Source organism: Gloeocapsa sp. PCC 7428 (genome assembly GCF_000317555.1).
Classification (GTDB): domain Bacteria; phylum Cyanobacteriota; class Cyanobacteriia; order Cyanobacteriales; family Chroococcidiopsidaceae; genus Chroogloeocystis.
Genome location: NC_019745.1, coordinates 569,263 through 593,938, shown reverse-complemented (window position 1 = coordinate 593,938; position 24,676 = coordinate 569,263). Strand labels below are relative to the sequence as shown.

Below are 24,676 nucleotides of genomic sequence, written 5' to 3'. Positions count from 1 at the left end.
ATCAAGATATATTATTGCAATGGTCAATCGCAAAACCATTGTCTTGTAAAGTTGGCTTGAAGCAGAAAACCTCTGCAAGCAACTTTTCGCTACTTCAATTACGAGATAGTACTTTACTGCTGTTTTAATCTCAGCAGAGGTCGCGCGATCGCGTCTTTTGCCGTACTGCGTTCTAGTTCAATTGTAGGGTAGTTAACCATAAGCGAATAGCGATTTACTAAACACTTATGGTTGGTTGACTGGTGGTTTCTACTTATTTACAAGCGTCGGTACGTACTTAAAAAGTGTCGTGGTTAGCGATCGCATTTTTAATTTTATCCAAGACATCATCCACGCTCATCACGCCTAACTCTCCCGCAGCGCGCGTCCGAATACTCAGGCTATTTGCTTCAACTTCCTTCGCGCCTACAACCGCCATGACAGGAATTTTTTCTTTTTCAGCATTGCGAATCAGTTTACCAAGACGCTCATTACTTTTATCGGCTTCCGCACGAATACCCGCAGCGCGCATTTTGGCTGCGACAGCGATCGCGAAGTCGCGTTGTGCTTCACCAACGGGTAACAACCGCACTTGTACTGGCGCTAACCATAGCGGAAAATCTCCCGCATACTCTTCAATCAAAATTCCGATTAATCGTTCCAACGAACCGAAAGGCGCGCGGTGAATCATAACTGGGCGCTTGCGCGTACCATCCTCAGCGACGTACTCTAGATCAAAGCGCTCTGGTAAATTGTAATCGACTTGTACTGTACCAAGTTGCCACTCGCGGTCTAGCGCGTCTTTGACAATAAAATCAAGCTTAGGACCGTAAAACGCGGCTTCTCCGATACCTTCAAAGTGATCCATTCCTAAGGTTTCTACTGCGCGGCGGATGGCATTTTCAGCTTTGTTCCACGCGTCATCAGAACCAATGTACTTATCTGAAGTTGGATCGCGAAAACTCAGTCGGGCTTTAAAGTTTTGGTCGAGTCGTAGACTCTTAATCACAGACAAAATTAAATCAACAACATTGAGAAATTCGCTATCTAACTGTTCGGGTGTGACAAACAAGTGCGCATCGTCTTGCGTAAAGCCCCGTACTCGCGTTAGTCCTCCAAGTTCGCCTGATTGCTCGTAACGATATACCGTACCAAATTCTGCTAAACGAAACGGTAATTCGCGGTACGAACGTAACTCACTCTTATAAATTTGGATGTGGAAGGGACAGTTCATTGCTTTTAACACAAAGCCTTCTTCTTCCTTCTCACCCATCATCGGGAACAAGTCATCTTTATACTTTTGCCAGTGACCTGATATTTTGAACAATTCCACCCGTCCAATGTGTGGGGTAACAACAGGCTGATAGCCTCGGTTCACTTGTTCTTGCTTGAGGAAGTCTTCTAAAACACTACGTAGGATTGTTCCTTTGGGCGTCCACAATGGTAAACCAGGACCAACGTCATCGCTAAAAACAAAGAGTCCTAATTCTTTCCCTAGCTTGCGGTGATCGCGTCTTAGCGCTTCTTCTTTGCGACGTTTATACTCAGCAAGTTGTTCTGGCGTTTCCCATGCTGTAGCATAAATACGTTGTAACTGTGCTTTAGTTTCATCACCACGCCAGTACGCCCCAGCAACACTTTCTAATTCAATTGCTTTGGGGTTAAGTTCACTTGTATTCTCAACGTGAGGACCTGCGCACAAATCCCACCACTCATCTCCTAGGTGATAAATTGTAATCGGTTCTTGCTGAATATCCTCAAGAATTTCTAATTTATAAGGCTCGTTAATTGCTTTAATTCTACGTTCGGCTTCTTCGCGGCTGACTTCTTCGCGAATGACGGGCAATTTACGATTGATAATTTTCGCCATCTCTTTTTGAATGGCTTTTAAATCTTTTTCGGTAAATGATTCTGGATTGTCAAAGTCGTAATAAAATCCATTTTCAATCCAAGGACCGATCGTCACTTGCGCTTTAGGAAACAACTTCTGCACTGCCATCGCCATGACATGAGACGCAGTATGACGAATTTTTTTCAAAGTCTCCGATTCACTGGTACGCGGCAATTGAACCTTAGGCTGCTGCTGTGCGGGAGATTGAGGGGCAGACATTTGTTGAACCATTGGCGGTAAGTAAATTAAGCGATCGCAATTATCACTGCTTCTATCTTATCGGTACTTTCCATCAACTCGCAGCAATTCGGGAATTAGGGTTTAGCAAGCTGGGGTTGTTGGGTAATAGGGTAGGTAAGAGAGAACAATAGCATTTTCGTCTCTCCCACTAGCCACTCATTCCTCAAAATTACATCTCTTGGCGTAATGTGAACAATTGTAAATAAAGTTAAGATTAAGAAATAGGAGAGTAATTTAAGGTTTGCTTTATGCTTAACTCCAATCTACCGGAGCCTGAATTGCTCAAAACGATATTGCAGCCCCTGCTTGAGGATTTTCAGTATTGGTTTGAGCGATCGCGCCATCTTCTAGAAACCGAACAAATCGCTTTTCTGGATCAGCAGCAGCAGTTTGACTTGCTTGAGCGCGTGAAGCAAGCACAGCAGGAGGTCAATTCAGCCCAAATGTTGTTTCAAGTCACAGGGGGACAAGTAGGTATCGATATGGCAGCAATAATGCCTTGGCATCATTTGCTGACAGAATGTTGGAAAGTCGGAATGCGGTTTCGCGCAGAGCGATCGCATCAAAATGAAGGAATATAAAATAAGCTTTAGAATTTCTGAGATACTCATTTAAATAACGGTTGATCGGCTAAAATGCTTCCCTGCACAATCAACCCTCTAGACAATCAAACCAATAATAAATCCGCTGGCTGCCTTGGAGAATAATGCAATGTTACACCTGCTTTACATTTTAGCTTTTACAATTCTTGCCTTAATTGCCGTCAGTAATTTAATTCGCAATCTACTGATGTTTAGTCGGGAACGCGACAAAGCTTATTCAGTGCGATCGCCGCAAAACGGTCAAAGCAGCTATTCAGCTTTTGCCGGAACGTCGCGATCTGTACCACACCCAGAATTACTAGACACTTCAGGAAATATCATCAAAGATCCGCTTTTAGTCATTCGTTCGATTAGCGTTGAAGACGCGCGTCAACAACTTGACGCCCTCTATGACTCCTCTCCTGGATACAAAGGAGAAAATCAAGAAGAGGTATAACTAAAGCTATCAAAACCGACCTTCCTACGTTTTTATAGCATTGATTCTCAATGAGTCCTAGTCCACGCAGGTGGACTTTGTCTGATTAGCCGCGACTAAAGTCGCTAGGCTATCGACCAGTAATGATATTAAACCAATAAAATTCAGTGTTCCGATTTCCAGAAAAATTTCTTTGGGGTGTTGCCACTTCTGCTTATCAAATCGAAGGCGCATGGAATGAGGATGGTAAAGGACAAAGTATCTGGGATACTTTCACACACCGCCCTTACACCATACATAACAACCAAAACGGCGATATAGCCTGTAACCACTATCATCAAATGCCAGAAGATGTAGCGTTGATGAAAGAATTAGGAATACAGACGTATCGCTTTTCAATTTCTTGGTCGCGCGTATTACCGCAAGGTACAGGTGAAATCAATCACAAGGGACTTGACTTTTACGACGAACTTGTCGATAAATTATTAGCAGCAGAAATCATCCCTAACGCTACGCTATTTCATTGGGACTTACCGCAAGTATTACAAGATCGCGGTGGTTGGAACAATCGCGATAGTGTTGAATGGTTTGCTGAGTACGCACAAGTCATGTTTGCGCGCTTAGGCGATCGCGTGCCATTATGGTCTACGCACAACGAACCTTGGTCACACGCATTTCAAGGATATAGCTTCGCAAATCATGCCCCAGGAATTGCTAGTGCAGCGGTTGCTTATCAAACTGTGCATCACCTCTTGTTATCGCACGGCAAAGCTGTACAAAGCTTTCGTCAAGGAGGCTACAATGGGGAAATTGGCATTGTTTTAAGTTTTCGCCATTACTTAAGCGCCAGCGACAGTGAAAGCGATCGCGCAGCGTGTCAACGCGCATATGACGACAAAGTGTCGATGTTCCTGCAACCGTTGTTTCGCGGATATTATCCAGAACAACTGATCAATTGGTTAGGCACGCAAGCCCCGCAAATCCAAGATGGTGATTTGGACTTGATTCAGCAACCTATTGATTATTTAGGTGTCAATTACTACTACACCTTATCGATATCTTTTGCATCCAGTGGCGGCTTACTCAAGCTGAAATCCGCACCTTTTTCGGCACCAGGCTGGGGTCATACCGAAATGGGTTGGGGTGTCAATCCCGAAGGATTAAAAGCGGTATTGCTTGATATTCAAGAAAACTACGGCAATCCCAAGATGTATATTACTGAAAATGGCTGTGCGCTGCAAGATCAACCGGATGCCACAGGGTTTGTTGCTGATTGGGGACGCGTTAATTATTTAAGAGATCACTTCCGTGCCATCCATGAAGCAATTCAAATAGGTGCAAATATTCAAGGTTATTATCTGTGGAGTTTTCTAGATAACTTTGAATGGTCGCACGGTTATAGACCGCGTTTTGGTATTATACACGTCAACTTTGATACGTGTCAGCGAATTCCGAAACAAAGTGCGTATTGGTATCAGCAGGCGATCGCCCGAAATGGTATCGAGTAACGCTTAAGCGTGTAGATAACTTTGAATAATTTCAACCGCCCGTTTTACTCCATCTTCAGCACAAATGCGATCGCTTAACACACGGGCGCGATCAATCATGATTTTATTGTCAATAACGTCGTGAATTGCCGCAATTAACTTATCTTGTGTCAGTTCTTGTTGTCGAATCGGCAAGGTTCCCACGCCTAAATCTGCAACACGCTGTCCCCAAAACGGTTGATCGACACCAAAAGGAATAACAACCGAAGGAACACCTGCACGTAAAGCTGCGGCAGTTGTTCCCGCACCACCATGATGAACAACAGCACGACACAACGGAAACAACCAATCATGAGGAACGCTGCTCGTCATCAAAAATACATTATCCGGTAAGTCAACATTTTGTAAACCGCCCCAATGAGAAAACAAGATACCGCGCTGTTTTGTCTGCACCAAACTATCTAGCACTAAATTTATTACCGTTTCTGAATTTCGTTCGCTCATGCTACCGAAACCAATGTAAATTGGCGGCATTCCTGAATTAATAAAATTAACTAAATCAGTTGGTGGTTTCCATTCTGGCAAGTGTTCCAAAAACCAATAGCCAGTGACATAAGCCCAGTCTGACCAATCTTTCGGCTTGGGAATAACAGTCGGGCTAAAACAATGAAGAATCGGTATTTGCTGCTGTTGTAATCGAGAGTAAAGACCCGCGAAAGGTACAGGTGATAAGCCTAAATCTTGTCGCCAGCGATTGATTTTTTGTCGCACCGATTGCCAACGCAATTGTTCGTGAACGACATACGTTAACCAGTTGTAAGTGCCACCAAAGTTAGCAGAACTTGTGTAAAGTGGGTGAGGAAATGCCCGCGTGCGAGTTAAGGGATTTGTAAACGCCGCAAAGCAGGGTATGTTTAACTTTTCAGCGATGTGATAGCCAGGTAAGGCGACTTGAGAATACATAATTGCTTGAGTACCTTGACAGCAATTCCAGCAATCTTCTAGAAGTTGTTCTAAGTTATCGCTAAAAATTCGCCAATAATCAACATTTTTTGCCAAAGCTTGGATGTATTCTTGAGGATTAGCGCCGACTGCGGCAAACTCGATTCCGTAACTGCCTACGAATTCTGCAAATCGCGCATAAGATGCAAGTTGCACTTGATGACCAGCAGCTTGTAAACCTAGCCCCAATGCTATGTAGGGCTGCACATCACCTCGACTACCAATCGCTAAGATTGTAATTCGCATACTGTTTTTCGGTCATCTTGGATTAAAAATAGGCATATTCATTCTTGATGAAAAGAATTAGCGCGCAAATCTAACGAGAGATAGAGGAAAACCTGTTGATATTCGTGTTTCCTCATGATTATGGTCTACGTTAAGACTTGTATGAAACATTTACAATTTTCTCAATTTATCTTGAACTGATATCTTTTGCTGAATATCTAGTTATACAGAGTATTTGACAATATTTGTCGCCTATCTAAAGGGGGAGGCGTTATTATGGTTCTTCAGCTAAACATAAATAATTGTAAAGAAATTCTCATGATTCACCCACGCCACGAGGAGAAATAATGCAGGGAATTCGGGTTGCTAATGCCCCTTGTTCTTGGGGTGATTTGGGAGTGCAAGGGCTTGAGGGTGAAAGTATTGGTTATCAACAAATGTTAGATGAGCTAGTGGAAACTGGCTATATCGGTACTGATTTGGGTGACTGGGGATATATGCCTACAGATCCAGAGAAATTAAGAACTGAACTTGAGCGCCGCAATCTTACGATCGTAAGTGGCTACGTACCTGTAGCATTAAAAAATCCAGAATCGCATCGACAAGCTGAAGCACAAGCCCTCAAAATTGCCCGATTGCTATCAACGGTTGCACAGACGAGTACCACTCAAACTGTACGTCCTTTTATGGTCGTGATGGATGAAATTGGTGCTGTTCCTGTACGAACACAAAATGCAGGAAGAGTTGAACCAAACATGGAGTTGAGTGAAAAGGAGTGGCGTACTTGCATTGAGGGTGCAGAACAAATTGCCCGCGTCATTAGGGATGAAACAGGAATGCGAACGACGTTCCACCATCATTGTGCTTCTTATTTGGAAACACCGAAAGAAATTAGTCGCTTTTTAGAGCAAACTGACCCAAACTTAATTGGATTAACTTTGGATACAGGACACTATGCTTATGGCGCGGCGACTGATGATGGACAGTGCGTGTTAGAAGCTTTTGAGCGTTTTGGCGATCGCATTTGGCACGTACACTTTAAAGACTGTGACTTGAAAATAGCACAAGCAGCCCGCAATCAAGGCTGGGACTATTTCGAGGCTGTGCGTCGCGGGCTATTCTGCGAACTTGGTCAAGGCGGGGTAGATTTTCCAGGGGTTGTTTCTTGGCTGCGCGAACATGATTACAACGGTTGGATTGTTGTCGAACAAGATGTGCTTCCTGGAATGGGAACTCCGAAAGAAAGTGCTCAACGCAACCGAGAATATTTAAAACAATTAGGATTGTAAAAAGTGAGCACCACACTTTAGGTGATGCTGAACTTAATACTATTTTGAGATATATAGCATCTCTCTTTTGTTAGAGAAAGTCTATTGTCTAGAACTTTTATTTGAATCACTGTGTTGTTGCCGCAAGTTAAGCAAAGAAAGTGCTACATGGTTTTGCGAATCATCCATGGAAGCATCGGGAATTTTCTTTTTAAGTCTGCGGACGAATTCGCGAATGACATCTGACTGCGTCCGTTCAACTTGCATACAATACTGCCTAAGTATTTCTATCTCCTCATCGGAAAGCCTAACAAACAGTCCTTTTTTCATGATCTTGTGTTATCAAAATGATATACATTTATATTGGGTTGCTATTAGCACGGTCTCCACCAATGAAAACTCAGCTAACAAAAATTGCCAGCTGCGTTGATGTGTCCTATCGCTAGTATAAATAGTGACTGACACGGTAGGGGCTGAATTATTAGCAAAACAAATGTGCTTTTTGTGTATATGCCTCTGTACTAATTTGCAGGTCGTAGTCAATTCCATCACAATAATCAAAGTTGTTGGAACGAAGACGCCACCTGAACAATAACGAACAGTTATTTCCTGAGTATATTGCAATCTTGATTTGAATTTCTGTACGGAACCCAACCGAGACAAAATTCAGCACAAGAATCAATTTCCTCGAATATCAAGCCATTGGCAGCGATAAGTGTATAACGAGAGGATTTCTTTGTCTGCAAGTGCGATCGCAGTAATGAAGTCCTTCTACGTACCAAGCCTTTGCTTTCCCCGTTCGGCGAAGCTGTTGCCTAAGCTTAAGCGGTTGAGTGCCGTGTGGTGTTCCCGCAAGGGTCAATACGGTTAGGACATTGTAGAGGCGCCCAGAATCATTGTTTTAACCTTGATTTCTAACCTCTCACCCCTGAATCCTGACCCCTGCTATATATCGCAGTCACGACAACCAAATTGCCAGCAGAGGTCTTTAATTTCCGAATCACACAACTTGTTGAGTCAAGAGGATTGAAGAGGGTTATGAGTGCCAAGTGGTCAGTCAAGACACAATTACCAGTTCATTACACTGTATTTGAGAGTTTCGACCTGTTCAATCCGGAAAACAACGCGCTGTTGTTCGATGGGCAAAATTCGAGTCAAAAGTCTTTGCGTCGGGTCGTTATCGTAGATGACTATGTTGAACGTCTGCATGGAGAACGCATTCGCCAGTATTTTCAGTATCACGAAATCGAATATCGTCTTATTTCGCTTTCGGTGTCAGAAGACAATAAGTCGATGGATACAGTTTTTCAGGTGATTGAAGAACTGAATGCGTTTGAAGTTTCGCGACGATCCGAACCCGTGATTGCGATCGGTGGTGGCGTATTGATGGATATTGTTGGCTTAGCGGCTAACCTTTTTCGACGGGGAATTCCCTATATTCGCGTTCCGACAACATTACTAGGCGTCGTTGATGCGGCGATCGGTGCCAAAACAGCGGTAAATTTCCAAGGTCATAAAAACCGAATCGGCACATTTTATCCGCCACTTGCCGCAATCCTAGATACAACGCTGTTAGAAACACTCAGTGACAGACAAATTAGTAACGGTATTGCAGAGATTCTCAAAATTGCCCTCGTTAAAGATGCAGAATTATTTGAGCTATTAGAAAATTACGGCGCAGCCATGCTAAGTAGCAAGTGCCAAAATCCCGAAGCTGTCCCTATTATTCGGCGATCAGTGCAAGGAATGCTGGAAGATCTAGAATCAAATCTCTGGGAAGAGAAACTTGAAAGACTTGTCGATTACGGTCACACATTCTGTCCGACGCTAGAGTTAAAAGCAGTCCCAAAACTCTTACACGGGGAAGCTGTAGCGGTTGATATGGCAATCTCGGTGATGCTTGCCTATCAAAGAAGTTTAGTCACTTATCAAGAAGTCGAACGCATTTATAACTTTATGCGCAGCGTGCGTTTACCGTTACTGCATCCGATTTGTACTCCCGAATTGCTGTACGCAGCATTGCAAAGTACAACAAAACACCGCAATGGATTACAGCGCTTTCCGTTAACCGTAGGAATTGGTGCAGCACAATTTTTCCACGATATTACCTACGAGGAGATCAAAACAGCCGTAAAAGCGATCGCGCAATTAGAACCCGACGCCGCCATGCAAACTTCACCGGACACTTTGCTCAACGGGGGAGACCCCCGCACGCAAGTGTCCTCTTTGTAATTCAAATTAACTTTGTCGCTTTTATTGCCACCATGACTACAGTCAACGAGACGATTGAATACAACGAGCAACTCAGTCAATATATTCGCAACTTGTTCATTGTTGAAGATGAAACCTTACAACAAATTCGCGATCGCCCACCCAAAGAAGGCTTACCTCCCCACGATATCAATCCAGAGGAAGGGCGCTTTCTGCAACTACTCGTCCGCGCCAGCAATGCCAAATCCGCAGTAGAATTTGGCACACTTGTCGGATATAGCAGTATTTGGATTGCGCGTGGCTTAGCACCAGGAGGTAAACTGTTTACCTTCGAGAAAGAACCGATGTGCGCGGACATTGCTAAAGACAATTTTGCCAAAGCCAATGTTGCTCACCAAATCGAGATTCTTTGTGGCGATGCGCACGTATTAGTTGATTCGATTGCTGCACAAGGACCTTTTGATTTTGTATTCATCGATGCCGAAAAAACGGGCTACATCGATTACTTTGATTGGGCATTAGAAAATACTCGTCCTGGCGGGTTTATCGTTGCTCATAATGTATTCCTCCACCGTACTATCCTTGATGCGGATACAACCGATGAAGGAGTAAAAGCGATGCAAATGTTCCACAAACACGTTGCTACTTCTAAGCGTGTCATGAGTACCGTATTTCCGGCTGGAGATGGAACGCTTGTAGCGGTAACTGCCTAAATCCGTTTTCTAAGGCGTGTAATCATGCAATCAGGACAAACTACCAGCGAGCGAACTTTTGCTTTGCTCAAAAGCCTCGGTACTTTGACTTTACTTTTATTGGCTTTTCCATTTTCTTTGAGCGTTGTTGTTGGTGCGCTGCTTTGGAGTTCGCTGACAAGCTTATTTCAAAAGCGCCGCGTGCAGGTGGAACCCAAACGGATTTTACTGACTGGTGCCAAAATGACAAAGTGCTTAACCTTGGCGCGATCGTTTCATGCGGCTGGGCATCAGGTTTTCATGGTAGAAACCAAAAAGTACTGGTTATCAGGCAATCAGTTTTCTAACTGCGTAGAAGCTTTATACACAGTTCCCGCACCACAACACGACGCTGAAGGCTACATTCAAGGATTATTGAACATTGTCAAACAAGAAAAAATTGATATGTTCATTCCCGTATCTAGCCCAGTTGCTAGCTATTACGACTCCTTAGCAAAACCAGCATTGTCGCCTTACTGCGAGGTGTTTGCTTTTGACGCTGAAACAACAAAGTTACTAGACAACAAGTTCACTTTCAACCAAAAAGCGCATTCTGTCGGGTTGTCTGCACCGAAAACCTTCCTGATTACAAACCCAGAACAAGTCCTCAACTTCGACTTCGCCGCTGACGGTAGCCAGTATATTCTCAAAAGCATTGCTTACGACTCAATTAACCGCTTAGCATTGCTCAAGTTGCCCTGCGCGCCCGAAAAAATGGCAGAGTACGTTCACAGTTTGCCAATCAGTGCGGAAAATCCCTGGATTATGCAGGAATTTCTCAAAGGGCAAGAGTACTGTACTCATGCTGTTGTTCGAGATGGAAAGTTGCTGCTTTACGCGTGTTCTAAATCCTGCGACTTTTTAGTCAACTACGAACATGACTACAATCCAGCGATTCTCGATTGGGTGACGCGCTTTGTTAAAGAACTTAACTTGACGGGGCAAATTTGCTTGGATTTCATTCAAGCAGAAGATGGCACGGTGTATCCGATTGAATGCAATCCGCGAACGAGTACTTGTATTACGATGTTCCACGACCAGCCAAAAGTAGTGGCAGATGCTTACCTCAGTAGTAGTGCGCAAGCACCAAAAGAACCTGTGCAGCCATTACCTGAGAGTAAGCCGACGTATTGGACATTTCACGAGCTTTGGCGGTTACTAACAAAAGTCAAATCTTGGAAAGATCTACAGTATCGGCTCGGTATTATTTTCAATGGCGTAGATCCAGTATTTCATCCGCGCGATCCCCTACCATTTCTCGGAGTCAACCACTGGCAAATTCCCCTGCTCATTCTCAACAATGTACGTCAACTGAAAGGCTGGGAACGCATTGACTTTAATATTGGCAAGCTGGTGCAGTTGGGAGGCGATTGATTCATCAATAAAAAACTAGCAGCTTGTAGAGTAGACATCTTACCTACCTCTCAAATATCGAACCTACGCAAGAACCCTCTATTACCTTTGTGTTCTTTGTGGTTCTTTCATAATTTCGCCTAAATCCTGAAACATTTAATTCATAGCGGAGTTTCAATGACAACAACACTTGCTCAAAAAAACAACATGGAAGCCAAAAAGAAAGTTTTTGGCATGATTCAAGCTTTCTGGGAAAGCCAGTGTTTATACGTAGCCACACGCCTAGATATTTTTAATATATTGTCTGAAGGTTCACAAAATATTGAAACGCTAGCGGAAAAAACTGCAACTAAAGCAGACAAACTCTACGTTATTCTGCGTGCTTTAGGGCATTTAGGCGTTTTAGAAGAACAGCCAGGAAAAATTTTTGCTGCTACTGAAGTGTCCAATCTGCTTGTGACAAACGCCGGACCTTCGATTGGGCATTTTGCAATGCATATTATTGAACCAGCACAGTGGGATGCTTGGAAGGAGTTAGAAACGTGTTTACACACTGGTGAAGTGCCGTTTGAGCGTGCTAATGGCAAAACGGTTTATGAGTTTACGCGGGATGAGGACTGGAGTGGCGATGTTTTCATCAAAGCGATGAGTTTCTTAACCGATCATGCTGTTGATGCCTTGCTCGATGTTTTTGACTTTAGCCGCTTTGGTACAGTAATGGATGTTGGTGGCGGTCAAGGCGGGTTAATTTCTAAAATTGTCAAGCGCTTTGGCTGTAAAGGTATGTTATTTGATTTGCCGTATGTGACAGAAACAGCACCTGCATATATACAAAAACAAGGTGTTGCGGCTGATGCTGTCCAAATCGTCACAGGGGATGTCTTTGAAGGGTTGCCGACTGGGGCGGATGCGATCGTGATGAAGTATTTTCTATCTTCGTGGAAAGATGAGGATGCTCTGACGATACTACGGTATTGTCGAGAAGCACTGCCAAAACACGGCAAGGTCGTTTTATTACAATGTATTGTTCCCGATTTAGGCGAGCCAACAGTTTGTCCTGATGGTATTATTCCATCACTGTTTGCAACACAAATTATGGTGGCAGTTCCTGGCGGCGCGTGGCGTACTCAGAAGGAATATGAACGCTTGTTTACAGCGAGTGGTTTTCAGCTAGAGAATGTCGTGCGTACGGGAACGAATCTCTCAGCACTGGAATTTGGTTTAGTTGATTAAATCTTTTGTAGAAATCGTAGATGCCTTCCGACTTCCTTCGGGGCTACCTAAACAAAGTGTGCCTCCGCACACTAAGATTAAGAGTTTGATGAGAAAGTCCACTTCCGTGGACTTTGTTTGTAATGGCGGTGAATTTATTCGCAGTCGCATCGATGCAAGTAGTTTTTACCGATAGAAATAGGGTAGGCAAGATGTCTACCCACAAGTTTATTCATACTAGTCACGACAAACAAGCATTTGAGATTGCTCTAGATCTACTACAAGTTGTTGCCACTCTAGCCCAGCTAAGTTATCGCGGACTAGATGAGCATGACCAACGCGTTCAACGGGTCCAAGTCCCAAAACCCACATTCCGGCGGCTAATCCGGCTGCAACTCCTGAACCCGCGTCTTCAACAACGAGGCACTCGTGAGGCTGCAAGCCTAACTGTTGGGCTGCGTACAGAAAGACATCGGGGGCTGGTTTATGATGTTCAACACTATAGCCATCAGCGATCGCATTCAAGCGTTCCGCAATCCCCAAGCGTTGACACACAAGACGAGCATTTTTACTCGATGAACCGATCGCAACTTTGATATCCGCTGCTTGCAATTCATCTAATAAGTCAAGCGCCCCTGGAAGTAAATCTGCTGGTGTGAGATTGTGAATTAACTGCTCGTAGTAGCTGTTTTTGCGTACCATCATTTCCTGAAGTTGGGCTTCACTCACGGCGCGATCGCCTAACATATGTAACAGTGAATCGCGGCGTGACAAGCCCCGCATTTGCTCGTTAGCTTGACGATCGAAGGCAATCCCAATTTCATCGGCAAGTTGCTTCCAGGCTAAGTAATGATACTCAGACGTGTCGGTTAACACACCATCTAAGTCAAAAATGACACCCCGCAACGGAGTTATGGGACAGCGATCGCTGAGTGTGCGATTGGGTCTGACTTGATTTAACTCCTCAGAATACGTTTCTGAGGCTTCCGGTTTGTGTGTTGTCATAAGTACGGCATCGGGTGAGATGTCAAACTTGTACCACTGTTGTTGCCATTGCAGCTGAAACTGCAAACGCGTCCAGTTCGATGGTAAATGCGATCGCTCAACAACAGGTCCTGCTTCGGTTAAACGCACGCCTGCAAAACCAGCAATAACCGCTTGCCATACTCCACCTGCGGAAGCTGCGTGAACGCCTTCGGCGGCATTACCGCGAACATCCTTGATATCTACCAGCGCTGCTCGCATAAAATGTTCGTAAGCAGCAGCCGGATCGTCTAATTCACACGCTAAGATCGCATGAATCGCCGGTCCTAACGAAGAACCGTAAGTGTGATCGGTGCGGGGGGTATAGTAATTCCAATTTGCTTGCAATAGCTGACGCCGCTGCTGGGCACTCATCTCAGTTCGCAATGGCTGATCTCGTAGCAGGTATAACAGCATCAAGATATCGGGCTGTTTAAGAATTTGCTTTTCGTTTGTTCCTTCAACGCCGAGAATCGCCTGCATCGACTGCGTACGCCACTGATAATCTTGCCAGTCGATATCTTCTAAGTCAAAGAAGCCTTCAAATTGCTCGATAACTTCTGTGTCTGTAGGTTGAGCCACAAGCATATATCGGATAATATGCGACCAACGCTTGATTCGTTCCGGTCGAATATCCAACTTTTGCGCTAACTCTGTTGCCTTTTCTGGATAGTGTTGCTGTAACCAATCATATACCGTTAACGCAATTTCCAAGTGCCACTGCGCCATGCGGTTGGTAAAGGTATTATTATCGACGCGCTCGTGGTTTTCATCAGGACCGATGACATCGCGAATTTCATAACGCTGGCGATCGCTGTTCCATTCGACGCGGCTACCCCAAAATACTGCGGTATCAAGGATAATTTCTGCTCCCTCGCGCTGCATCCAATCATCATCGCGTGTTGCTTGCCAGTAATGCCAAACCGCGTAAGCGATATCCGAATTGATATGAACTTCAATATCACCACACCAGATACGTACAGGTTCGCCATCAGGACCAAACACCCAACGTGGAGTCACTTCATCGCCTGTATTCGCGCTTTCCCACGCAAACATTGCGCCTTCATATCCTGCGGCTTGTGCCTTACGTCTTGCGCCTTCTAGCGTGTGGTAGCGATAAGACAGTAAGTTGCGCGCGATTTGCGGTTGCGTGAAAGTAAAGAAAGGAACGATAAAGACTTCGGTATCCCAAAAGACGTGTCCGCGATACGCAAATCCAGACAGCGTTTTTGCTGGAATACTCACGCGGTTGTTGTGTCTTGGTGCTGCTGCAAGCAGTTGAAATAAATTGTAACGAACTGCAACTTGAGCGGTGGAGTCACCAGCAATAGCAATATCGCAGTCTTGCCATAACTCATCCCATACCGCGCCATGGGCTGCGAGTAAAGTTGAATAACTCGGTAAACTCGCTAACCGTTCTTGCGCAGCAGCTACGGGTTGATTCACTTCCAGCGAAGTAAAAACTGTAACAATTTTTTCTAAAGTGACAGTTTTCCCTGGTTGTGCCTGAAATGATGTCGTTAATGTCGGGGTGCCTGGGTTGCCGGTAAATTTAACAGGGGTTGCTTCCGAACACGCGAGTTGAAACGCCATCCCTAGCTCAATTTCCGAATGAATACAGCGCTGGTGTAACCACGCTTGATTGTTGCTACCGCCTTGTTCGAGCCAATCCCAATGCTTGACACCGTGGTTATCAATGTTGCCATTGATGCTTGCTTCGAGGGCGATCGCACCAGTAAAGTCGATGGGTGTTATCTGGCAGTACAATACTAAGGCGTGATCGTCTGCCATACTAATCATCCGCTCAAAGTGGAATTTGACAGTATGCCCACTTGGACTACGCCACAAGACGTCACGGCTTACGATCCCCCAGCGTAAGTCTAGCTGGCGCTGATATTCTAATATCTCGCCTTGATTCAAACAAAAGCGATCGCTTCCTATGTATACTGTTAACGGCAACCAATCAGGACAGTTGACAAGTTCCGTATGCATCACGGGAACGTCATCGTATACGCCGTTAATCATAGTTGCCGCGCTGGCATTTGGGTAGCCCTCTTCAAAGCTCCCGCGCGTACCAAGATAACCGTTGCCTAAAGTAAAAAGTGTCTCCTTGTGGTGCAATTCTGCTGGATCGAACTGAGTTTCAAAAATATTCCAACCGCTGTAGTCCATGACTCGCTCATCTCGCTGGGGTATCGTACAATACAAAAATCTCTCTCTATAGCATTCCCCTTTAGATAGAGATCCGCAGGGAATTTACGAAAACCGAAGGAAAACTATACAAAACGCAACAAAGTGTTATAAAAAGTTTCAATTGATAGTGGCGCTTTGGCTAGTAGATAAACACTGGAAAAGTGAACTCATCACTACTCACTAGAATCACTAGTCACTCATTACTTAACCTGAGTACGGGATAAGGAAAGGGACAGGTAGTAAGCTGAAAATAACGACAAATCGAGCAACCTGCCCTATGATTAGTTTAGATGTTTTGTTTTGCCACGTAGATGATTTTTGTCAAGCATTTGAAGCTCAATGGCATAAACAGCAATTAAAACACGGAGGGATAAAGCGTATTCGTGCAACTCGTTTATGTTTGAGTGAAATCATCACGATTGTGATTGCGTTCCATCAACTAATACCGGCGAGGAAACCTCGCCGCCCGTTGATATATCAAAATCACTCGCGAAATTTCAAGCATTTTTAGTTGAATCAGGTCAAACAGCAATGGAGTTGCGCATTTCCTGGGTTACCGAGTGAGCAACGATTTGTTGAATGGATAGCATCAACCTTGATACCGTAGTGCGCGCCACTTGCTACAAGTCGGCAAAGCCGCCCAACGCAGTGGCTTGTCTATCTGAAGCATTGTTTTGGCACTTGTACGGGTATCAGTTTTATCGATTCCACAAGCTTAAAAGTTTGCCAGAATCGTCGGATTTCTAATCATCAGGTGTTTAAAGGTTTAGCCGCCCGTGGCAAAACTTCTGTAGATTGGTTTTTGGTTTCAAACTTCATCTGGTCGTCAGCTAATGTTGCGGCGGTGTCCTTTGCAACCGCTGCCATGTCAATGCGTTTGGGCAACTCTTAAATGTGACTGTGAGTGCAGGTAATATTGATGACCGTCAACCCGTGCCTGATTTACGAGCGTGGTCTATTTGGCAAAATCTTTGCTGATAGAGGTGATGTCTCTCAAAAACTGACTTCTCGACTGTTTGAGGACACTGCGGTGGCGGGGAGACCGCGCTTAAAGCAAGTGTCCGGTAAAGATTTTGGGATTGAATTTTTTGCTAAACCTCGTCGCAACATGAACAATCAGCTTATGCGTCTTCATGACAAGCTTTTGTCGCGTCAACGCTGCCTTATTGAAACCATTAACGACCAACTCAAGAATATTTCTCACAATTGTTCATTCAAGGCATCGAAGCCCCGTTAATTTTTGCGTTAACGTTCTTTGCGGCTTAATCGCTTATTGTCATCAACCTCAGAAACCTAGCCTTCAACTTGAATGGCTTTTACCTTCATATGTTTAACCCGAACTCAGGTTAAACTTATACACACTACAATTTACGTAGTGCGATCGCACCCTACCAACAATCTGCCAACTACGCTCTAACAAAAGACTTCCGCTACTTGCACCAATCGCTAGAAACCCTCGACATCTTGCTACCAGAGTAAACAGGCTAGATTATGCTTTTACCATGCGCCTCAATAGCAGGCGTGCTTATGGTTGAACAGTAGTAATATGTTGAATCTCAGCTGACTTGCTTATCAACTATCTGCTGAGAATGAAATAGCCTGATATTAGCGATCCAACATATCTTATAAAATTCCGACAAAGTGTAGTAACCCGCGTCCTGTAATTAACTCGATCACTAACGCTAAAAAGCCTAACATTGCCAAGCGACCGTTCCAGACTTCTGCTGTTGTCGTCATACCCCACTCCCAACGTTCTTGCGGGTACATTCTGACTTTTTTCTTCATTTGAGTCACTTGCGATAGCTTCAGGCTGGGGTTTCGCACCGCTTCTTCTACCAAGTCAACCATCGCTTGAATAAAGACTGGGTGAGTGTTCAATGCTGGAACGCGGCAAAAGTGGTGAATTCCTGCTTCTTCAGCTACTTCGCGGTACTCAATATCGATTTCTTGTAGTGTCTCGATGTGTTCAGAAACAAAGCTAATTGGAACAACTGCGATATTTTCTACACCTTGCGCACCAAGTTCTTTGAGTGCATCCTCAGTATAAGGTTGCAACCACTCTACAGGACCAACACGACTCTGATAAGCTAGCGTATGAGCATTGGGTCGATTGAGTGTCTGCATAATGAGTGCAGTACACTCTTCAATTTCCTGTTGATACGGATCGCCTGCTTCTTCAACGTAGCTTTTTGGTACGCCATGCGCGCTGAAAAAGATGTGAACTGCGTCAGGGTTAGGAAACTTGTCAAGTTCTTGGGCAATTAACTGCGCCATTGCTTGCAAATAGCTTGGCTGCTTATACCAAGAAGGAATCACGGTGTATTCAATTTTTTCAAGCTTTGGGTCTTCTTGCCACAGTCTTTGCAGTAACCGGAAGCTGGAACCACTTGTACTGATTGAGAATTGCGGGTACAAAGGTAGAATCACTAAGCGTTCGATGTTATCGCGTTTGATGCCGGCGATCGCCTCTTCCGTAAATGGATGCCAATAACGCATCCCGATGTATACTTTTGCTTCGTGTCCTTTTTTGCGTAGCTGTTTTTCCAGCGCTTCGGCTTGTTCTTCGGTAATCTGACGTAGCGGTGAACCGCCTCCGATTTGGCGATAATTTTCTTGCGACAGCTTCGTCCGTCGAGTCGAAATAAACCAAGCTAGGGGTTTTTGTAACCAAGGAAAAGGAAGACGAATGATTTCTGGGTCAGAAAACAAATTAAACAGAAACGGTCCGACATCTTCTAGTTGATCCGGTCCACCTAGATTGAGTAGTAGTACCCCAATTCGACCCATAGCCGTTACAATACCCCAGTGTTTTCAGCTTTGTTACTAAGTTTAACAATATATCTTTATCAATTGTATTATTCTGCTTGACGAAGACAATTTCACAATTTTGCAAGGCTCTAGCTACTGCTATCAGTGGCTATACGCGCTAGCGTAGCGCATCTTATGGTTTTAAGTGTAGGTTGGTGCTGCATATTTTTCTGGATTACCTTTACAAGGTTTAACAATTGATCTTAGTACTAGAATTTTTCACGTGCTCTACAGTTGCTGTTGAGAAAAATTATTAAATAAGTATACTCTGTATCATCGACAAAAACGCAAGAAAAAGAGGAAGAAACCTTACTCATCTTCTTCCTCTTGAGAATTGTGAGATTTACGCTGCTTACCTTCTTGCCATCTCCCCGCCTTACGTGCTGCTTCTGTCAGCAGATACTCGATCTGAGCATTGACACTTCTTAGCTCGTCAGCAGACCATTTTTCCATGACCTCATAAAGCCTGTGGTCTAATCGCAGTAAAAACCTTTTCTTCTGGCTCATGTATACAAACTACCAGTGTTCACCACAGGTTGAGCATTTTGATCCGAGGTTAGAACCACGAGTAAATTGTTGATCATACTCGCTTTGCGTTCTTCGTCTAATTCTATAATTTGCTGTTCGCTCAATCGCTTGAGGGCTTCGTTTACCATTCCCACTGCACCTTCGACTAGTTGTCTGCGTGCATCAATAATTGCGCTGGCTTGTTGGCGACGTAGCATCATTTGCGCGATTTCAGGAGCATAAGCTAGATGTGATAGTCTTGCTTCTAATACTTCAACTCCTGTCACTTCTAAGCGCATTTGCAGTTCCTTTTGCAATGCATGAGCAATTTCATCAGGAGTTCCTCGCAAAGAAGGAATCGCAGTTTCATCAGGAGCATCATAAGGGTAGCGTATCGCTAAGGCTCTTAATGCAGTTTCACTTTGCAGCGCCACAAACTGGACATAATCATCAACGCCAAATTGCGATTTCGCTGAATCTACCACTTGCCACACCACCACCGCCGCAATTTCTATTGGACTACCTTGAGCATCATTCACCTTGAGAAGCTTGCTGTTAAAGTTTCGTACTCGCAAGGAAACCTTGTATTTATTTGTAAATGGGTTAGTCCACCAAAAGCCTGCATCTTTGACAGTACCGACATAACGACCGAAAAAGACAAGTACTACCGCTTGGTTTGGCTCAACGGTAAAAAAGCCCGAAATTGTCGGAATGACAACTGCTATCAGTATCGCTCCTAGCCATGCTCCTAATTCAGCTAAGGAATCATCAAAACCAAGAAAGTCACTAATTCTGAGATCTCTACCCACAGCGGCGGTTAACCCATGTATTCCTGACCACAGTTGCCATACGCTGGCGATCGCTACGGCTAAAACCACGCCCAAGGCAACAAATCCACTAACCTTAAACGCCGGAACTTCTCTTATTGGTTCCATGAGTTACCTCTATAGCTGTAATTGTTATCGCAATGATATCATGATTATATTAAAATGATAAAAAAATTTGAAGATAGCCTCCGACTCCCTTCGGGGCTACATAAGCGAAGTGTGACGCTTTCAGTAAGAGTTTTGAGTGGGTAAGGTCTTATTCGTAGACCAGGTCGGTGGGCTTTGTTTGTTTAGCAACGAATTTATTTGCCAAGTTAAAATGAAATACAATGAAAATACTTTCAGGCAATAGGCTGTGAGTTTTACAGGCAGTCAACAACATGACGCAGGAACTTATAGACCTCAGAAAGAGTATTTTAGAAGGACGCTACGCAGATGCTTTGGCGATTGTCGATGAGCTTGAGGGAATGAGTAGATAAGCCATTCTGCGTAATATTCAGTCATGTCTACTGCGGTTACTAATTCACTTAATAAAAAATCAGGTAGAACAACGGTTAACTAATTCTTGAGCAAATTCAATTCGTAGCTCAATTAGAGAAATTAAAAAGTTGAATTCACAAGACAATAAGTCTTCCTATTACGTCAAGCCTGATGAGTGGGAGACAATGTTGGAAGATGAATTGGAAGAAGTCATCTACCTTGCTAGTGAAGAAGTAATGGAGGGAAATTATAGTCCTTCCCAGCTTGGCACAATCGTTAATAAAAAGCAGATAATAGCAGATGCGTGCAAGTTGCTATTACTTACATACGATTATTCACAAAAAGAGTTATCTACAGTCATTAATAAGATTTTAAGTCAGCTTCCTGGTGGAAAAGATTGGATAGATAGAATATAATTTTAATTCTATTAATCTGTAACAATAGTCAATAGAGTTAGGACACTGTAGAGGATAGAAGCATGACGCCAACTAGTTGTTGACCCTGCTCTCTGACGCCTGCTAAAGTATTTGAATCGATAGCACCCAATGTTTTTAGTGTAGTCATAGTCGCTTCTGTCAAGCCTTGAGCATCAGTAATATTCATGCCTTCGTAAGGTCTAGGAACTTGTAGCGTTTTGTGAGTGAGATTGCGATCGCCATTAAAATTCCAAAGTTTGATTGTTTCGTCTTGACTACAACTTGCAAGAAGTCCATCCGAATTATAAGCTAAAAACCTGACCCATTTACTATGTCCGTGTAGAGTCTTTGAGATTGTACAGGTAGGATGCCATTGCCAAAGTTTGATGACTGCATCAGTGCCACACGTTGCAAAGTTCTCGCCACTAGGATCAAAAACAATTGATAATACTGGACCCTGATGCGCTTGTAGCGTTTGAATGCATTGCCCTGTTTCGATTTGCCAAACTTTAATCACGCCGTCAGCACTACCACTGACAAGATATTGGCGATCGCAACTTATGGCACACGCACGAATCCAACTCGTATGTCCGGATAGCGTCTTAATGCAGCAACCTGTTTGAACATCCCAAAGTTTAATCGTTTGATCTTGACTACCACTTGCTAGTAGCGTTCCATCTAAGCTTAAAGCAATTGACCAAACACCGCCGCGATGTCCTTGCCAAGGATGACACGTTTGTTGTTGTATGTTCCAAAGTCTAATCGTTCCGTCGAGACTACCGCTAAACAGTGTTTTACCATCAGGGCTAAATATCACAGCAAACACTGCATCAGCGTGTCCTTTGAGCGTTGTTAAATGTTGTCGTGTCTGAGTATCCCATAATCTAATTGTGCGGTCTTCGCTACCACTTGCTAAGACATTTCCCTCAGGATGGAAAGCTACCGACCAAATCCAGCTAGTATGTCCTTGTAAGCTACCCAAATGCTTACCTGTTGTTGTATCCCACAAGCGAATCAAGCGATCCTGAGAACCACTCGCAAGCTGCGTACCATCGGGACTAAAAGCAACGCACCAAACACCATTACTATGCCCTTGCAAAGTCTTCAGACAAAAGTTATTGCGGCTATCCCACAAACGCACGGATCGATCTTCACTGCTACTAGCCAATAAGTAATGATTGGGACTAAATGCAACTGTCGATATCCAACTCGTATGTCCTTTAAGAACTCGTAAAACCTCACCTGTATGATAATTCCAGATCCTGACCGATTGATCGTCACTACCGCTTGCTAGCGTTTGCCCATCACCGCTAAACGCAACGGTGCGAATTTGCTGCGAGTGTGCAGTAATGGTTTTAATACTTGTTCCTGTGCGAACATCCCAAAGTTTGATTGTGCGATCGCTACTGCCACTCGCAATGATACTACCATCAGGACTAAACGCTACAGACCACACTTTCTGTTGATGTTCCGCAAGTTTCAAACACTCGCCTGTATCTATATTCCAAACGCGCACAGTACCGTCAAAACTACCACTTGCTAACAATCCTCCGTGATGGCTATGTGCATAGTGTTGCGGTGCAAAAGCAACTGAACGCACTTCATCCGTATGTCCAGCAAAAGTATGCAACAATTCACCCGTTTTAATATCCCAAACTCGTACTAAGCGATCTTCACTACCACTTGCTAGCATTCGACCATCAGGACTAAACGCAACAGAAAATACGCGGTCGGTGTACCCTGGAAATGATTTAATGCATTCTCCTGTCTGGACATCCCACAAATTCACGGTACAGTTAGCGCTACTTGCTAAGTGGCGACCATTAGGACTAAAAGCAACACACCACAACCAACCTGCATCGACTTTACAAGTAAGTACTTGTTTTCCGTCAGTGACTTGCCAGACGTGAATTTCATGGTTGACATCGCCTGTTGCAAGTAACTTACCATCAGGACTAAAAGCAACCGATAAAACTTGACTAAAAGTATCAGTAAAAACAGATTTAGCAAAGTGGGCTGAGGTGAAATTAACTTGTTGTAAATTGCTGCAACACAAGTATGCTTGCCAAATACTGATTTGCGAAAAATCCCAACTGCTTAGATCGGTTTGTAGATAGCAAAGTATATTCAGTATATTGCCGCCTGCGTACCCAGCTACTCGTTGAGGTTTGTTACGCAAGTTGCAGAGAATTTGTTGAAATTTTGTTTCTAGGTTGGCTTTACTATTATTATTAATTAATTTATCTGTAATTGGTTGGAGTATTAAACGCTTTTGTGTTTCGCGTATGTAATCTTTTGTCGTTGCTTTAATCAGCGCGTGTGAATTAAACAAATGTATGGTTTTATGATTAATTTCTTCATAGATTTGATGAATTAAGCGATCGGTAACATATTCCATAACGACAGGTTGTAGTGTAAACTTGCCATTTTCGCTTAGCGTAGGTGCAACTTTATCAACGAGGCATTTTCTTTCTAAACCAGCGATCGCATCTAATAATTCACCTAAAGCTATCTGTGAACTAATATCTGTTTTGAGTTCAGATAAAGTTACAGGTTCTCGGTTAATTGCTAACCAGTACAGAATATGTAATTCTAATTCTGGTAAGTGATTGATTTGACTTGCAAGTAAATCTCGGATATCACCAAAAACGATAGCACCTTGAGGTAGAACTTCTAAAAAGTTGCTGATACTACTATCAAAAAAATTCTGAATACCCGCAGCAACAATTTTTAAAGCTAAAGGATTACCGGCATAATGCTCGATGAGTAGCTTCCATTCGGGATGCGATGCAGTGAAAAAACCTTTAGTATCAAAGATTTTTTTGATCGCACTTTCATTTAAACCTGAAAGTCGTAGCGATCGCACGGGTAAATTTTCTCCTTCTTCCACCGCAATTGAGTTAGGCTTTTCGCGACTTGTGAGGACTAGTGTACTTTGATGGTGAGTTTGGGCAATAGATTTGAATAACTGAGTGTACGCTTCGTCAGTAGAAGGCGATCGCAGGATTGTCTCGCCATTATCGAGAATCAATAAACAGCGATGCGCGCGTAAGTATTGCAATAACTGTAAAATGCAACTATCAAGCGTATTTGGTAAATCCGTTTCGCGTTGCTGTGACAGAAATTGGATTAAATCTGCCAATAAGTCTAAAATCGGTGGTGCATTCCGCAAACTGCGCCAGATGATGTACTCGAAATCACTTTGAATTTCGCGCGCTAACTTGACTGCGAGACAGGTTTTACCAATTCCACCCATCCCATACAAGCCAACCCAACGACAGCGATCGCGCATAATCCATTGTTCGAGTGTTGCTAATTCTGCATTTCTACCATAAAAAACTGAAACATCAGGAGCGTTACCCCAATCGCATTTGAGATTTGAGATGGAATCGCCTACGCATTCAGCAGTCAACTCTCTGGCTTTGCGCTTGAGAACTAACTGCACGTTACTTTTAGAAACTTTTTCCCCAAAAGCACGACTGAGAACTTGCCATAACTGCGAACCGGTTTGCTTGAGATAACCAACTTCATAACCAAGTTGTTTGGCAATTTCTTGATACGGCTGTTCTTCCCATGCATAACGAAATACAGAAGCTTGCAGCTTACTTAAAGGTTCTTCAGCTAAAGTTTGGACAATCGCTAGTGCTTCTTCACTATTCATTACGCAAAATTATGAAACAACGAACCACATTGGCGTAGCCTTCCCGCAGGGTAGTCACAAAGGACACGAAGAAGAAAGTAATTTTTAATGCAGTTTTAATTTGAGCAATATGCAGGTATAGTGTTTCTAGCTAGGCTGAAGCATT

17 protein-coding genes and 1 pseudogene are annotated in these 24,676 nt (G+C 43.7%); 10 read left to right on the top strand and 8 right to left on the bottom strand.

From position 1 onward, the window contains the following. Positions 1-277: 277 nt before the first annotated feature. On the bottom strand, positions 278-2,101 hold the full coding sequence (gene thrS / locus GLO7428_RS02625; protein WP_015187006.1) for a threonine--tRNA ligase: 1,824 nt from the start codon (positions 2,099-2,101) through the stop codon (positions 278-280). 257 nt (positions 2,102-2,358) lie between these two features. Between thrS and GLO7428_RS02620 the strand changes: the two genes are divergently transcribed. From GLO7428_RS02620 to GLO7428_RS02610, 3 genes are all read left to right on the top strand, one after another. Next, positions 2,359-2,691: a DUF2605 domain-containing protein gene (locus GLO7428_RS02620; RefSeq protein ID WP_015187005.1), complete on the top strand. Its 333-nt coding sequence runs from the start codon at positions 2,359-2,361 to the stop codon at positions 2,689-2,691. 130 nt (positions 2,692-2,821) lie between these two features. Then, positions 2,822-3,148: a DUF2973 domain-containing protein gene (locus GLO7428_RS02615; protein WP_015187004.1), complete on the top strand. Its 327-nt coding sequence runs from the start codon at positions 2,822-2,824 to the stop codon at positions 3,146-3,148. Between the two features lie 146 nt (positions 3,149-3,294). After that, positions 3,295-4,635, top strand: coding sequence for a GH1 family beta-glucosidase (locus tag GLO7428_RS02610; RefSeq protein ID WP_015187003.1), 1,341 nt, complete (start codon positions 3,295-3,297; stop codon positions 4,633-4,635). A 3-nt stretch (positions 4,636-4,638) separates the two neighbouring features. Here the strand turns inward: GLO7428_RS02610 and GLO7428_RS02605 are convergent, their stop codons facing one another. Beyond that, complete coding sequence (locus GLO7428_RS02605; RefSeq protein WP_015187002.1) at positions 4,639-5,862, bottom strand: glycosyltransferase; 1,224 nt, start codon at positions 5,860-5,862, stop codon at positions 4,639-4,641. 326 nt (positions 5,863-6,188) lie between these two features. Between GLO7428_RS02605 and GLO7428_RS02600 the strand changes: the two genes are divergently transcribed. Further along, positions 6,189-7,130: a TIM barrel protein gene (locus GLO7428_RS02600; protein ID WP_015187001.1), complete on the top strand. Its 942-nt coding sequence runs from the start codon at positions 6,189-6,191 to the stop codon at positions 7,128-7,130. An 81-nt stretch (positions 7,131-7,211) separates the two neighbouring features. Here GLO7428_RS02600 and GLO7428_RS28240 read toward each other — a convergent pair whose 3' ends face one another. Continuing rightward, on the bottom strand, positions 7,212-7,376 hold the full coding sequence (locus GLO7428_RS28240) for a hypothetical protein (RefSeq protein ID WP_196797445.1): 165 nt from the start codon (positions 7,374-7,376) through the stop codon (positions 7,212-7,214). A gap of 771 nt (positions 7,377-8,147) precedes the next feature. Between GLO7428_RS28240 and GLO7428_RS02595 the strand changes: the two genes are divergently transcribed. The 4 genes from GLO7428_RS02595 to GLO7428_RS02580 all read left to right on the top strand — a co-directional run bounded on the left by GLO7428_RS02595 (position 8,148) and on the right by GLO7428_RS02580 (position 12,637). Then, positions 8,148-9,341, top strand: a complete 1,194-nt coding sequence (locus GLO7428_RS02595) for a sedoheptulose 7-phosphate cyclase (RefSeq protein WP_015186999.1) — start codon at positions 8,148-8,150, stop codon at positions 9,339-9,341. 32 nt (positions 9,342-9,373) lie between these two features. After that, the gene (locus GLO7428_RS02590) at positions 9,374-10,033 is read left to right on the top strand and encodes an O-methyltransferase (protein ID WP_015186998.1); all 660 of its coding nucleotides are present in this window, start codon (positions 9,374-9,376) and stop codon (positions 10,031-10,033) included. A 24-nt stretch (positions 10,034-10,057) separates the two neighbouring features. Beyond that, positions 10,058-11,425 carry an ATP-grasp domain-containing protein gene (locus GLO7428_RS02585; RefSeq protein WP_015186997.1) on the top strand — a complete coding sequence of 456 codons (1,368 nt, stop codon included), beginning with the start codon at positions 10,058-10,060 and terminating at the stop codon, positions 11,423-11,425. Between the two features lie 156 nt (positions 11,426-11,581). Continuing rightward, positions 11,582-12,637, top strand: coding sequence for a methyltransferase (locus tag GLO7428_RS02580; RefSeq protein WP_015186996.1), 1,056 nt, complete (start codon positions 11,582-11,584; stop codon positions 12,635-12,637). Positions 12,638-12,853: 216 nt separating this feature from the next. Here the strand turns inward: GLO7428_RS02580 and pgmB are convergent, their stop codons facing one another. Continuing rightward, positions 12,854-15,847: a beta-phosphoglucomutase gene (gene pgmB, locus GLO7428_RS02575; protein WP_196797444.1), complete on the bottom strand. Its 2,994-nt coding sequence runs from the start codon at positions 15,845-15,847 to the stop codon at positions 12,854-12,856. Positions 15,848-16,493: 646 nt separating this feature from the next. Between pgmB and GLO7428_RS28760 the strand changes: the two are divergent. Beyond that, positions 16,494-17,069 (top strand): annotated as a pseudogene (locus tag GLO7428_RS28760) (transposase). A 386-nt stretch (positions 17,070-17,455) separates the two neighbouring features. Here GLO7428_RS28760 and hemH read toward each other — a convergent pair. From hemH to GLO7428_RS02555, 3 genes are all read right to left on the bottom strand, one after another. Then, the gene (hemH, locus tag GLO7428_RS02565) at positions 17,456-18,619 is read right to left on the bottom strand and encodes a ferrochelatase (protein ID WP_015186994.1); all 1,164 of its coding nucleotides are present in this window, start codon (positions 18,617-18,619) and stop codon (positions 17,456-17,458) included. A 330-nt stretch (positions 18,620-18,949) separates the two neighbouring features. After that, the gene (locus GLO7428_RS02560; protein ID WP_196797443.1) at positions 18,950-19,093 is read right to left on the bottom strand and encodes a hypothetical protein; all 144 of its coding nucleotides are present in this window, start codon (positions 19,091-19,093) and stop codon (positions 18,950-18,952) included. A gap of 50 nt (positions 19,094-19,143) precedes the next feature. Further along, positions 19,144-20,082 carry an SPFH domain-containing protein gene (locus tag GLO7428_RS02555; RefSeq protein WP_015186992.1) on the bottom strand — a complete coding sequence of 313 codons (939 nt, stop codon included), beginning with the start codon at positions 20,080-20,082 and terminating at the stop codon, positions 19,144-19,146. 500 nt (positions 20,083-20,582) lie between these two features. Between GLO7428_RS02555 and GLO7428_RS29635 the strand changes: the two genes are divergently transcribed. Then, entirely contained in the window at positions 20,583-20,870 is a 288-nt protein-coding gene (locus tag GLO7428_RS29635; protein ID WP_339366793.1) for a hypothetical protein, read from the top strand. A gap of 37 nt (positions 20,871-20,907) precedes the next feature. Here the strand turns inward: GLO7428_RS29635 and GLO7428_RS02545 are convergent, their stop codons facing one another. Then, positions 20,908-24,531, bottom strand: coding sequence for an NB-ARC domain-containing protein (locus GLO7428_RS02545; RefSeq protein ID WP_015186991.1), 3,624 nt, complete (start codon positions 24,529-24,531; stop codon positions 20,908-20,910). Positions 24,532-24,676: the final 145 nt, after the last annotated feature.

Excerpts from the sequence above, each read along its gene's own strand:
- thrS (WP_015187006.1), bottom strand. The coding sequence starts at position 2,101 with ATGGTTCAACAAATGTCTGCCCCTCAATCTCCCGCACAGCAGCAGCCT.
- GLO7428_RS02620 (WP_015187005.1), top strand. The coding sequence starts at position 2,359 with ATGCTTAACTCCAATCTACCGGAGCCTGAATTGCTCAAAACGATATTG.
- GLO7428_RS02615 (WP_015187004.1), top strand. The coding sequence starts at position 2,822 with ATGTTACACCTGCTTTACATTTTAGCTTTTACAATTCTTGCCTTAATT.
- GLO7428_RS02605 (WP_015187002.1), bottom strand. The coding sequence starts at position 5,862 with ATGCGAATTACAATCTTAGCGATTGGTAGTCGAGGTGATGTGCAGCCC.
- GLO7428_RS02600 (WP_015187001.1), top strand. The coding sequence starts at position 6,189 with ATGCAGGGAATTCGGGTTGCTAATGCCCCTTGTTCTTGGGGTGATTTG.
- GLO7428_RS28240 (WP_196797445.1), bottom strand. The coding sequence starts at position 7,376 with ATGCAAGTTGAACGGACGCAGTCAGATGTCATTCGCGAATTCGTCCGC.
- GLO7428_RS02595 (WP_015186999.1), top strand. The coding sequence starts at position 8,148 with ATGAGTGCCAAGTGGTCAGTCAAGACACAATTACCAGTTCATTACACT.
- GLO7428_RS02590 (WP_015186998.1), top strand. The coding sequence starts at position 9,374 with ATGACTACAGTCAACGAGACGATTGAATACAACGAGCAACTCAGTCAA.
- GLO7428_RS02585 (WP_015186997.1), top strand. The coding sequence starts at position 10,058 with ATGCAATCAGGACAAACTACCAGCGAGCGAACTTTTGCTTTGCTCAAA.
- GLO7428_RS02580 (WP_015186996.1), top strand. The coding sequence starts at position 11,582 with ATGACAACAACACTTGCTCAAAAAAACAACATGGAAGCCAAAAAGAAA.
- hemH (WP_015186994.1), bottom strand. The coding sequence starts at position 18,619 with ATGGGTCGAATTGGGGTACTACTACTCAATCTAGGTGGACCGGATCAA.
- GLO7428_RS02560 (WP_196797443.1), bottom strand. The coding sequence starts at position 19,093 with ATGGAAAAATGGTCTGCTGACGAGCTAAGAAGTGTCAATGCTCAGATC.
- GLO7428_RS02555 (WP_015186992.1), bottom strand. The coding sequence starts at position 20,082 with ATGGAACCAATAAGAGAAGTTCCGGCGTTTAAGGTTAGTGGATTTGTT.
- GLO7428_RS02545 (WP_015186991.1), bottom strand. The coding sequence starts at position 24,531 with ATGAATAGTGAAGAAGCACTAGCGATTGTCCAAACTTTAGCTGAAGAA.